At 69.1% G+C, this 10,657-nt stretch carries 12 protein-coding genes and 1 tRNA gene; 3 read left to right on the top strand and 10 right to left on the bottom strand.

All coding sequences use genetic code 11. The annotated features are described in order from the left end of the window. Nucleotides 1-13 precede the first annotated feature (13 nt). The 10 genes from accD to aroA form a co-directional block, all read right to left on the bottom strand. Nucleotides 14-898, bottom strand: a complete 885-nt coding sequence (gene accD / locus ABU113_RS08795; RefSeq protein ID WP_454559136.1) for an acetyl-CoA carboxylase, carboxyltransferase subunit beta — start codon at nt 896-898, stop codon at nt 14-16. Further along, on the bottom strand, nt 895-1,728 hold the full coding sequence (trpA, locus tag ABU113_RS08790; RefSeq protein ID WP_454559135.1) for a tryptophan synthase subunit alpha: 834 nt from the start codon (nt 1,726-1,728) through the stop codon (nt 895-897). Before trpA ends, accD begins: the two co-directional genes overlap by 4 nt. Next, entirely contained in the window at nt 1,725-2,939 is a 1,215-nt protein-coding gene (gene trpB / locus ABU113_RS08785; RefSeq protein ID WP_454559134.1) for a tryptophan synthase subunit beta, read from the bottom strand. The genes trpA and trpB overlap by 4 nt, the downstream gene beginning before the upstream one ends. Next, entirely contained in the window at nt 2,936-3,589 is a 654-nt protein-coding gene (locus ABU113_RS08780; RefSeq protein WP_454559133.1) for a phosphoribosylanthranilate isomerase, read from the bottom strand. Before ABU113_RS08780 ends, trpB begins: the two co-directional genes overlap by 4 nt. A gap of 10 nt (nt 3,590-3,599) precedes the next feature. Beyond that, the gene (gene pyrF / locus ABU113_RS08775) at nt 3,600-4,301 is read right to left on the bottom strand and encodes an orotidine-5'-phosphate decarboxylase (RefSeq protein ID WP_454559191.1); all 702 of its coding nucleotides are present in this window, start codon (nt 4,299-4,301) and stop codon (nt 3,600-3,602) included. 32 nt (nt 4,302-4,333) lie between these two features. Beyond that, on the bottom strand, nt 4,334-4,735 hold the full coding sequence (locus ABU113_RS08770; protein ID WP_454559132.1) for a hypothetical protein: 402 nt from the start codon (nt 4,733-4,735) through the stop codon (nt 4,334-4,336). Nucleotides 4,736-4,828: 93 nt separating this feature from the next. Then, nucleotides 4,829-5,107, bottom strand: coding sequence for an integration host factor subunit beta (ihfB, locus tag ABU113_RS08765; RefSeq protein ID WP_454559131.1), 279 nt, complete (start codon nt 5,105-5,107; stop codon nt 4,829-4,831). Nucleotides 5,108-5,331: 224 nt separating this feature from the next. Continuing rightward, nucleotides 5,332-7,026, bottom strand: coding sequence for a 30S ribosomal protein S1 (gene rpsA / locus ABU113_RS08760; RefSeq protein ID WP_454559190.1), 1,695 nt, complete (start codon nt 7,024-7,026; stop codon nt 5,332-5,334). A gap of 226 nt (nt 7,027-7,252) precedes the next feature. Continuing rightward, complete coding sequence (gene cmk, locus ABU113_RS08755; protein WP_454559130.1) at nt 7,253-7,894, bottom strand: (d)CMP kinase; 642 nt, start codon at nt 7,892-7,894, stop codon at nt 7,253-7,255. Next, the gene (aroA, locus tag ABU113_RS08750; protein ID WP_454559129.1) at nt 7,891-9,243 is read right to left on the bottom strand and encodes a 3-phosphoshikimate 1-carboxyvinyltransferase; all 1,353 of its coding nucleotides are present in this window, start codon (nt 9,241-9,243) and stop codon (nt 7,891-7,893) included. Before aroA ends, cmk begins: the two co-directional genes overlap by 4 nt. A gap of 186 nt (nt 9,244-9,429) precedes the next feature. Between aroA and ABU113_RS08745 the strand changes: the two genes are divergently transcribed. The 3 genes from ABU113_RS08745 to ABU113_RS08735 all read left to right on the top strand — a co-directional run bounded on the left by ABU113_RS08745 (nt 9,430) and on the right by ABU113_RS08735 (nt 10,650). Then, entirely contained in the window at nt 9,430-9,759 is a 330-nt protein-coding gene (locus tag ABU113_RS08745) for a TIGR02300 family protein (protein WP_454559128.1), read from the top strand. Nucleotides 9,760-9,863: 104 nt separating this feature from the next. Then, nucleotides 9,864-9,939 (top strand) — tRNA-Ala (locus tag ABU113_RS08740). Between the two features lie 153 nt (nt 9,940-10,092). Next, nucleotides 10,093-10,650 carry a serine O-acetyltransferase gene (locus ABU113_RS08735; RefSeq protein WP_454559127.1) on the top strand — a complete coding sequence of 186 codons (558 nt, stop codon included), beginning with the start codon at nt 10,093-10,095 and terminating at the stop codon, nt 10,648-10,650. The last annotated feature ends 7 nt before the right edge of the window (nt 10,651-10,657 follow it).

Here is a 10,657-nt window from a genome sequence, read left to right as displayed (position 1 = left end):
GCCCCGGCCCGGGTCAGGCCTGCGGTGCCGGCAGCGGCGCGCGCGGCAGTGCCGGCTTGGGCAGCATCAGCAGGCCGATCAGCCGGGCCAGCGTCGCCCGCAGCTCGCGCCGCGGCACCACCTGGTCCAGCATGCCGTGGTCGTAGAGATATTCCGACCGCTGGAAGCCGTCGGGCAGCTTCTCGCGGATGGTCTGCTCGATGACGCGGCGGCCGGCGAAGCCGATCAGCGCACCGGGCTCGGCGAGCTGGACATCGCCCAGCATGGCGTAGGAGGCGGTGACGCCACCGGTGGTCGGGTCGGTCAGCACGACGATGTAGGGCAGGCGGGCCTCGCGCAGCTCGGCGATGGCGACCGTCGTGCGCGGCATCTGCATCAGCGACAGGATGCCTTCCTGCATCCGCGCGCCGCCGGCGGCGGTGAAGGCCACCATCGGGCATTTGCGGGCGATCGCCTCGCGGGCGGCGGCCAGGAACGCCTCGCCGACGGCCAGACCCATCGAACCGGCCATGAAGGCGAAGTCCTGCACCAGCACCACCGTCTCGACGCCGCCGACCCGGCCGTGGGCCACCGCCACCGCCTCGTCGGCGCCGGTGGAGGCGCGGGCCTCGCGGATGCGGTCGACGTATTTCTTCTGGTCCTTGAAGTGCAGCGGGTCTTCCTTCACCGCCGGCAGGGCCACGCGCTCATGCGCGCCGCCGTCGAACAGCTGGGCGAACCGCTCGGCCGGACCGATGCGCTCGTGGAAGTCGCAGTGGCTGCACACCGACAGGTTGGCGAGAAAATCCTTGCGGAAGATCATCTGCCCGCAGTTGCGGCACTTGTGCCAGAGATTGTCGGGCGTGTCGCGCCGGCGCGGGAATTTCAGTTTCGGCCGCAGTCGGGTCAACCAGCTCATGCCGCCACCTCCGATGAACGCGCGGACCGCACCCCGGCCGCCAGGCCCGACACCATCGCCGCCACCCGCGCCGGAATGTCGGTGGCGCCGGTCCTGGCCGCCTCGCCGATCAGCGACACGATGGCGGAGCCCACCACCACGCCGTCGGCCAGCCGGGCGGTCGCCGCCGCCTGTTCGGGTGTCTTGATGCCGAAGCCAACCACCACCGGCAGGTTGCCGGCCGCCTTAAGCCGCTCCACCGCCGCGCCGACGGCGGTCGCCTCGCCCGTCGCGCCGCCGGTGATGCCGGCGACCGAGACATAGTAGAGGAAGCCGGAGGCGGCGTTGACCACCGCCGGCATCCGCTTCTCATCGGTGGTCGGCGTCGCCAGGCGGACGAAATGCAGGCCGGCGGCACGGGCCGGCACGCCGATCTCGATGTCTTCCTCCGGCGGCACGTCGACAACGATCAGGCCATCGACGCCGGCGGCGCGCGCGTCGGCCACGAAGGCGTCGACGCCATAGGCGTGGATCGGGTTGAAATAGCCCATCAGCACGATCGGCGTGGCGTCGTCGGTCGCCCTGAAGTCGCGCACCAGCCCCAGGATCTTGCGCAGGCTGATGCCGGCGGCCAGCGCCCGCAGGTTGGCCTCCTGGATCGCCGGGCCATCGGCCATCGGGTCGGTGAACGGCACGCCCAGCTCGATGATGTCCGCCCCGGCGGCGGGCAGGGCCGCGAGGATGGCGGCGGAGGTGGCGAGATCGGGGTCACCGGCGGTGATGAAGGTGACGAGGCCGGCCCGACCTTCCTCCTTCAGCGCGGTGAAACGGGCGGCGATACGGTCGCTCACAGCTTCACCCCCAGCAGATCGGCAATGGTGCCGATGTCCTTGTCGCCCCGGCCGCTGAGGTTCATCAGGCACAAATGATCGCGCGACAGGGCGGGCGCCGTGCGGATGATGTAGGCCAGCGCGTGGGCACACTCCAGCGCGGGGATGATGCCCTCGACGCGGGTGCACAGCTGGAAGGCCGACACCGCCTCCTGATCGGTGGCCGGCACGTAGCTGACCCGGCCGACCGAATGCAGCCAGGCGTGTTCGGGGCCGATGCCGGGGTAATCCAGCCCGGCGGAAATGGAGTGCGCCTCGCTGATCTGACCGTCGGCGTCCTGCAGCAGATAGGTCTTGTTGCCATGGAGCACGCCCGGCGTACCCCCGGCGAGACTCGCCGCGTGCTGCTCGGTGTCGAGCCCGTGTCCGGCCGCCTCGACGCCGAACATCTGCACCGACGGATCGTCGAGGAACGGATGGAACAGACCGATGGCATTGGAGCCGCCGCCCACCGCCGCCACCAGGCTGTCCGGCAGCCGGCCCTCGGCGGCGAGAATCTGCTCGCGGGCTTCCCGACCGATCACCGACTGGAAGTCGCGCACCAGCTCGGGGTAGGGGTGCGGGCCGGCGGCGGTGCCGATGATGTAGAAGGTGTCGTGCACATTGGTCACCCAGTCGCGCAGCGCCTCGTTCATGGCGTCCTTGAGCGTCTGGCTGCCCGAGGTGACCGGACGGACTTCCGCGCCCAGCAGCTTCATGCGGAACACGTTGGGTGCCTGCCGCTCGATGTCGCGCGCGCCCATGTAGATGACGCAGGGCAGGCCGAAGCGGGCGGCGACCGTCGCCGTGGCCACGCCGTGCTGACCGGCGCCGGTCTCGGCGATGATGCGGGTCTTGCCCATGCGGCGAGCCAGCAGGATCTGGCCGATGCAGTTGTTGATCTTGTGCGCGCCGGTGTGGTTGAGATCCTCGCGCTTGAAGTAGATCCGGGCGCCGCCCAGATGCTCGGTCAGGCGCTCGGCGTAGTAAAGCGCGCTCGGCCGGCCGACGAAGTGCCTGAGCAGGCCCTCGAACTCGCCCTGGAACGCCGGATCCTGCCGGGCGGCGCGATAGGCCGCCTCAAGATCGAGGATCAGCGGCATCAGCGTCTCGGCGACATAGCGGCCGCCGAAGGCGCCGAAATGGCCACGCTCGTCGGGTCCGGCCCGGTAACTGTTGAGCATTGTCGTCATCCCGCTCGTGCCGCTGCCATGAAGGCCTTGATCCTCGCCACCGATTTCACTCCCGGCGCATCCTCGACGCCCGATGACACATCCACCAGCGCCGGCCGGGTCAGCCGGACCGCCTCGCCGACGGTGTCGGCATCGAGACCGCCCGCCAGACCCCAGCGCATCGGCAGCCGCAGCCCGTCAAGCAGACGCCAGTCGAAGCGCACGCCGGTGCCGCCCGGCAGTACCGTTTCGCCCGGCGGGGGTGTAGGCGGTTTGGCGTCGAACAGCAAGAGGTCGACCGTGCCGGCATAGCGACCGGCCGTCTGCACGTCAGTGGCCGTGCGCACCCCCTGGGCCTTCCAGACGCCGACCTTCCAGCGCTGGCGCACATCAAGGCAGCGGTCCGGCGTCTCCTGGCCGTGCAGCTGGATGATGTCCGGCCGCAGCGCCCGCACCGCCTGGTCGACCAGCGTGTCGTCGGGGTCGACGAGCAGGGCGACGCTGGCCACCCGCGCCGGCACCCGGGTCCGCAACGCCGCGCCGCGCTCGAAATCGAGGTGGCGCGGACTCCTGGGAAAGACCACGAAGCCGACATGGCTGGCGCCGGCACCGATAGCGGCCTCCAGCGTCTCCGGCGTTGTGAGACCGCAGATCTTGACGTCGAGCGTCATGGCTGTGGCCTCACGGCACCGATGCCAGGCTGGCGGCGATGGCCGCGGCACTGGCCGCCGGATCGACAGCCTCGGTGATCGGCCGGCCGATCACCAGCGCGCCGGCACCGGCGGCCAGCGCCTCGGCAGGCGACATCACCCGCTTCTGGTCGCCGGTGGCGCTGCCGGCCGGCCGGATGCCGGGGACGACGAAGTAGCCGCCGGCCCAGCGGGCGGCGACGCCGGCCACCTCGTGGGGCGAGCAGACGATGCCGTCGAGCCCGGTTTCGCGCGCAAGGTCGGCCAGCCGCGCCACCTGGTCGGCCGGGCTTGCCGGCACCCCGACGGCGGCGAGATCGGCGGCGTCCAGGCTGGTGAGCACCGTGACGCCGACCACCCGGGTGGCGGGCGAGACCTCGCGGGCGGCGGCAACCGCCGCCTTCAGCATGGCCGGGCCGCCACCGGCGTGGACGGTGAGAATCGCCGGCGCCAGCCCCATCACCGAGCGCACGGCGCCGGCGACGGTGTTGGGGATGTCGTGGAACTTGAGGTCGAGAAACAGCGGCAGGCCGGTCTCGCCGGCGACGCGGCGGACGCCCTCGGGCCCCGCGGCGCAGAAGAACTCCAGCCCCAGCTTGAGACCGCCCACGTGAGGCGCGATGCGGCGGGCCAGCGCCAGCGCGTCGGCCACGTCAGGGGTATCGATGGCGCAATAGATCGGGTTGACGGTCATGGCAGCGGTCACTCCGGGCGGACTGGCAGCCCTCAGGCGCCCGGCGGCAGGGCGATCGATCGCGCCTGGACCGGCATGTCCCCGCCGGACGCCGCGCCGGCCGCCTGGGCGCGGGCCCGCAGAACCGCCTCTGCCTCATCGAGCGGCATCTGCCGCTCCCGGTCACCGCGCAGTTCAGCCAGCTCCAGCGCCTTGGCACTGGTGGCCGCCTCCGCCTTACGCACCCGGCGCTGCCAGCGCCACTTGTCGAACGCGTGGGCCAGCGACGGCGGCACGGCGCCCAGAATCAGCAGCGCGAACACCAGCAGCGGCAGCGGCAGCACGATCTGGGTCGGTGGGACCAGATTGACGGTGACCGGCGTCCAGTTGCGCGCGGCGAACCAGGCGAGCACGGCAATGACAACGAGCGAGATGGTCCAACGAATGATCCGCATCGGGAATCCACATGATGGCGATATCAGGGTGATAGCGGACCCGCCGGCCGCTTTCCAGTAGCGGCACGCCAGACGTGACGATTTCGCGACGCCTTACTTGTTCAGACGCTCGCGCAGTTCCTTGCCGCACTTGAAATAGGGGACATGCTTGGCGTTCACCGGCACGGCCTCGCCGGTGCGGGGGTTGCGGCCGGTGCGGGCGACGCGGGCACGGGTGGAGAAGGCACCGAACCCGCGCAATTCGACGCGCTGGCCGCGTGCCAGCGCCTCGACGATCTCGTTGAACACCGTGGTGACGACCCGTTCCACCGTCTTGTGGTGCAACTCCGGGTTCTTGTCGGCAAGCTTTTGAACAAGCTCCGATTTGATCATCGGTTCCCCCATGCCAATTAACGACCGGCGTCCGTGTTCAACCCGGGCCGCGTCCACACACACAACGCCCAAGTGGTGCCAAACCTTGGGCTTGTCCGTCAAGCACCGGCGAGGGCCTGCACGGGTGGATGCGACCACCGGACAGGATTTTGCATGAAAAAAAGGCCCCGCCAGGGTTGGCGGGGCCTCTTTCATCGTCGACTGTCCAATTGGATATCGCCGTATCAGCGAGGATCCTTGGCCTTGCTGAGCGCCGCACCCAGGATGTCGCCCAGCGACGCGCCCGAGTCGGACGAGCCGTACTGCTGCACCGCCTGCTGCTCCTCGGCGATTTCCAGCGCCTTGATGGACAGCTGCATCTTCTTGGTCTGACGGTCGACACCAACCACCAGGGCATCGACCTTCTGGCCAACCTGGAAGCGGTCCGGACGCTGTTCGTCGCGGTCGCGGCTGAGGTCCGAACGCTTGATGAAGGCGATCGGGCCGCCATCGCCGATCTGGACGTCGATGCCGCTGTCCTTCACGTCGGTGACGACGCAGGTGACGACATCGCCACGACGCTTGTCGGACGCCGCCTGACCGGCCTGGTCAAGCTGCTTGATGCCAAGGCTGATGCGTTCCTTCTCGATGTCGACATCGAGCACCACCGCCTTGACCATCTCGCCGCGGCGGAAGCCGGCCAGCGCGTCCTCGCCAGACTTGCCCCAGGCAACGTCGGACATGTGGACCATGCCGTCGACCTCGCCATCGAGACCGATGAACAGGCCGAACTCGGTGGTGTTCTTGACCTCGCCCTCGACGGTGGCGCCCACCGGATACTTCTCGGCGAACACGGCCCACGGATTGTCGGCGCACTGCTTCAGGCCCAGCGAGATACGGCGCTTGTCCTCGTCGACCTCCAGGATCATCACTTCCACTTCCTGCGAGGTGGAGACGATCTTGCCCGGGTGGACGTTCTTCTTCACCCAGCTCATCTCGGAAACGTGCACCAGGCCCTCGACGCCCGGCTCCAGTTCCACGAACGCGCCGTAGTCGGTGATGTTGGTGACACGACCCGAGAACTTGGCGCCGATCGGATACTTGGCGCCCGCGCCTTCCCACGGATCCGACTCAAGCTGCTTCATGCCCAGCGAGATGCGCTGGGTGTCGCGGTTGATGCGGATGATCTGGACGCGCACGGTGTCGCCGATGTTCAGCACTTCCGACGGGTGGCCGACGCGGCGGTAGCTCATGTCGGTGACGTGCAGCAGGCCGTCGATGCCGCCGAGATCGATGAACGCACCGTAGTCGGTGATGTTCTTGACCACGCCCTCGATGACCTGACCCTCGACCAGGGTCTGGATAAGGCCCGAACGCTGCTCGGCGCGGGTCTCTTCCAGCACGGCGCGGCGGGAAACGACGATGTTGCCGCGGCGGCGGTCCATCTTCAGGATCTGGAACGGCTGCGGGATGTTCATCAGCGGGGTGACGTCGCGGATCGGGCGGATGTCGACCTGGCTGCCGGGCAGGAAGGCCACGGCGCCGGAGAGATCGACGGTGAAACCGCCCTTGACGCGACCGAAGATCACGCCGTCAACGCGGGTGCCCTCGGCATACAGCGATTCCAGCTTGTCCCAGGCGGCTTCACGGCGCGCGCGATCGCGCGACAGCATGGCCTCGCCCATGGCGTTCTCGATGCGGTCGACATAGACGTCGATGAGGTCGCCGACATTGATGTCGGCCTTTTCGCCATGCGGCGCGAATTCCTTGAGCGGGATGCGGCCCTCGGACTTGAGGCCGACATCGACGATCACCATGTCGTTGTCGATGGCGGTGACCGTGCCCTTCACGACGCGGCCGTCAAACGACTGGGCGGCGCCAAGGGAGCTTTCGAGCATTGCCGCGAAATCGTCGCGGGTCGGGTTTGCGATAGACATCAGGTTGTAAGTCCTTTCAGTGGTCTTTCCGGCCTGCCGGTTGGTTCCGGCGGTCTTGCCACAGCCGACGCGGACCATCCGCGCCCGCCGGCCTTGGGCTCAGAGGCCGGAACGCCAAAACAGCAGCGTCGGCCGGGGCCTTGTTCCCCCGCCGGTCACGCTACTGATGCTGGCGCTCGCGCGCGTGGTCCCGATACATGGCCGGCGGGCGACGGGGTCGTCCGGGCCGTCAGGGCCGCGCGTGGCGTGAGCCGATCCTGCTTTCGATGAGGCGCACAGCCTCGGAAAACGCGGCGTCTATAGCCAATTCGCTGGTATCGAGCAAGAGTGCGTCGTCAGCCGGCGCCAGCGGCGCCACCGCGCGCGACGAATCCCGCGCGTCGCGCGCCTCGATGTCGGCCAGCACGGCGGCATAGTCCACCGAGTCGCCACGCGCCGACAGCTCGTCGAACCGGCGCCGGGCCCGGATGTCGGCGCGCGCCACCACGAACAGCTTGGCGTCCGCCTCGGGGCAGACGACAGTGCCGATGTCCCGCCCGTCCAGCACCGCGCCGGGCGCCTCGTGGGCGAAATCACGCTGGAACTGCAGCAGCGCCGCGCGCACCGCCGGAATGGCGGCGACCTTCGAGGCCGCGGCGCCGGCGTCCTCGGTGCGCAGGTCGGGGTGTTCCAGCAGCGACAGATCGAGCGCGCGGGCGGCCGCTTCCGCCGCCACCGGGTCCGCCGGATCACCGCCGGCCAGCCGCACGGCAAGCCCGGTGACGCGGTAGAGCGCGCCGGTGTCGAGATGCTTCAGGCCGTAGTGGCGTGCCAGTCGCCTGGCGAGCGTGCCCTTGCCGGAGGCCGACGGGCCGTCAACCGCGATGATCACGCCGCCACCTCCGCCAGCGCCAGCGGCGCGCCAAGTCCGGTCATCAGATTGAGGAAGGCGGGAAAGCTGGTGGCGATGGGCGCGGCGTCGTCAATGGTGACGGCGGCGCGTGCCCGCAACCCGAGCACGGCGAAGCTCATGGCGATGCGGTGGTCGAGCCGGGTCTCGATGGTGGCGCCACCGGCCACCGGCTCGCCGCCCGTGCCCTCGACGATCAGTCCCTCCGGCTCCTCGATGACCCCGACACCGCAAGCCGCCAGGCCCGCCGCCATCATGGCGATGCGGTCGGACTCCTTCACCCGCAGCTCGCCGATGCCGCGCATGATGGTGCGGCCGGCGGCGAAGGCGGCGGCGACCGCCAGGATGGGGTATTCGTCGATCATGGTCGGCGCGATCTCCGGCGGCACCTCGACGCCGCGCAGCGCGCGTCCGCGCACCCGGATGTCGGCCACCGGCTCGCCCCCCACCTCGCGTTCATTCTCGAAGCCGAGGTCGGCGCCCATTTCGCGCAGCACCGCGAACAGGCCGGCGCGGGTGGGGTTGATGCCGACATTCTCCACCACCACGTCTGACCCCGGGACGATGGCCGCCGCCACCACCGGGAAGGCGGCCGACGACGGGTCGCCGGGGACCACGATGTCGGCCGGCCGCAAGGTCGCCTCGCCGACCACCGAGATGGCGCGTCCCTGTGGCGTCTCCTCGATACGGATGTCGGCGCCGAAGCCGCGCAGCATCCGTTCACTGTGGTCGCGGGTGGGTTCCCGCTCGATGACGGTGGTGATGCCCGGCGTGTTGAGGCCCGCCAGCAGGATCGCCGACTTCACCTGGGCCGAGGCCACCGGCAGGGTGTAGCGGATGGGCACGCAGGGATAGCGGCCGGTAACGGTCATCGGCAGCTTGTCGCCGTCGCGGGCGGTGAAGCGGGCGCCCATCTCGGCCAGCGGCGTCATCACCCGCTGCATCGGCCGCCGGCTGAGCGAGGCGTCGCCGGTGAAGGTGGCGGTGATCGGGTGGCTGGCGACCAGCCCCATGATCAGCCGCGTCGAGGTGCCCGAATTGCCCATCTCCAGCGCCGTCACCGGCTCCAGCAGGCTGCCGACGCCAACGCCCTGAACCCGCCAGCGGCCGGTGACGCCATCAAGGTCGGGCAGCTTCTCGACATGGGCGCCGAAGGCACGCATGGCGGCCGCGGTGGCCAGCACGTCCTCGCCCTCCAGCAGACCCTCGATCCGGGTTTCGCCGACGGCCAGACAGCCCAGCATCAGCGCCCGATGCGAGATGGACTTGTCACCGGGCACACGGACACGGCCCGAAAGCGACGACGCGGAACAGGCAATCAGCTGCGGCACGAACGAACTTTCTGTGGAACCTGGAAGCAGGGGCGACCGGGGGGTCGCCAAACGCGAATCCTTTTGACAGCGGTGGGGCGCTGTGGCAAGGACGCCGCCACTTCGCGGCGAAGCCAGTCTTGCGCCGCTGTTCAACCTTTTGCCTGCTCCGCGCTCATCGGCGGAGCCGCTCTGAGGAGGCCAAGCGTGGTCAAACCGGAATGGGGTTCCAAGCAGACCTGCCCGCGGTGCAACACGCGCTTTTATGATCTGGGCAAGGCTGACCCGGTAACCTGCATCAACTGCGGGAATGCCTGGGTGCCGGAGCCGATCCTGAAGTCGAAGCAGCCGCTGCCGTTCGAGGACGCCGCCAAGGCCAAGGCCCGGGTGGATGGCGAGGAAGCGGAGCTGATCGAGGCCGACGACCTGCTGGACGCGGATCTGGAAGACGCCGACGACAGCACCGGCGACGTCAGCCTGGACGACGACGACGCCGACCTGTCGGAGGTCGTCGACCCGGGCATGGAAGAAGAATAAAGATTGTTCGGCGAGCACCGATTAGGTGCTTGCACCGGCGGCGGCCATCTAGTAATAGCCCCGCCTCGACATAGCGGCGAACCCAAGCGCCGCGTCTGGTTTTCGGGGCCGTAGCTCAGTTGGGAGAGCGCTACAATGGCATTGTAGAGGTCAGGGGTTCGATTCCCCTCGGCTCCACCAGTTGCTGTGAAGCAGCTCCCCTGCAGTGATATGCCTGACGCCCTCGCCGGCGGACGCGCGCCACCGACTGCGGGACTGGTCAGACAGCGCCGTCGCCTGTATGCGCAGGCAGGACAGCGCGTCCCGCCACCCTTCTCTGCGAGCTTTCCGACCATGGCATTGCCTCTCTCCTTCCTGCTTGATGCGGACTGGAACAGGCTCAATCAACTTTCGGCGATGCCGGCGCGCAAGCGCCGCTGGAGCGCCCACTTCAGTCCCCGCTTTCTGCCGGTTGTCCTGATTCGGCTTGCCGGGGCCTGTCACGGCGCGGGCTGGCGGCGCACCGCCAAATTCTGGAGCTTCGTCAATTTTGTCCTGTTCGGCATCGAGGTGCCGGCGAGACTGGAAATCGGGCCGGGCCTGGTGCTGCCCCACACCCAGGGGACGGTGCTGGGTGCCGCCGCCATCGGCAGCAATGTCACCATCTTCCACCAGGTGACATTGGGCGCCCGCGAAGCTGATTTCGGCTATGACCCCGCCACCAGACCCACAATCAGCGACCATGTCACCCTCTCGGTTGGCGCCAAGGTGCTGGGGCCGGTGCACATCGCCAGCAATGTGGTTGTCGCCGCCAATGCCGTCGTGTTGAGCGATGTTCCGGCCGGCAGCCTTGCCGCCGGCGTCCCGGCGGTCGTGCGGCCACGATCCGGCCCGGATGTCGCTTCCGCCTAGTCTGGAT

The organism is Parapedomonas caeni (assembly GCF_041060555.1).
Classification (GTDB): Bacteria; Pseudomonadota; Alphaproteobacteria; order Sphingomonadales; family Sphingomonadaceae; genus CAUJIW01.
This window is presented reverse-complemented; position numbering and strand designations above follow the sequence as displayed.

Coding starts and splice junctions, on each gene's coding strand:
- accD (WP_454559136.1), bottom strand. CDS start 898: ATGAGCTGGTTGACCCGACTGCGGCCGAAACTGAAATTCCCGCGCCGG.
- trpB (WP_454559134.1), bottom strand. CDS start 2,939: ATGACGACAATGCTCAACAGTTACCGGGCCGGACCCGACGAGCGTGGC.
- ABU113_RS08780 (WP_454559133.1), bottom strand. CDS start 3,589: ATGACGCTCGACGTCAAGATCTGCGGTCTCACAACGCCGGAGACGCTG.
- pyrF (WP_454559191.1), bottom strand. CDS start 4,301: ATGACCGTCAACCCGATCTATTGCGCCATCGATACCCCTGACGTGGCC.
- ABU113_RS08770 (WP_454559132.1), bottom strand. CDS start 4,735: ATGCGGATCATTCGTTGGACCATCTCGCTCGTTGTCATTGCCGTGCTC.
- ihfB (WP_454559131.1), bottom strand. CDS start 5,107: ATGATCAAATCGGAGCTTGTTCAAAAGCTTGCCGACAAGAACCCGGAG.
- ABU113_RS08735 (WP_454559127.1), top strand. CDS start 10,093: ATGGCATTGCCTCTCTCCTTCCTGCTTGATGCGGACTGGAACAGGCTC.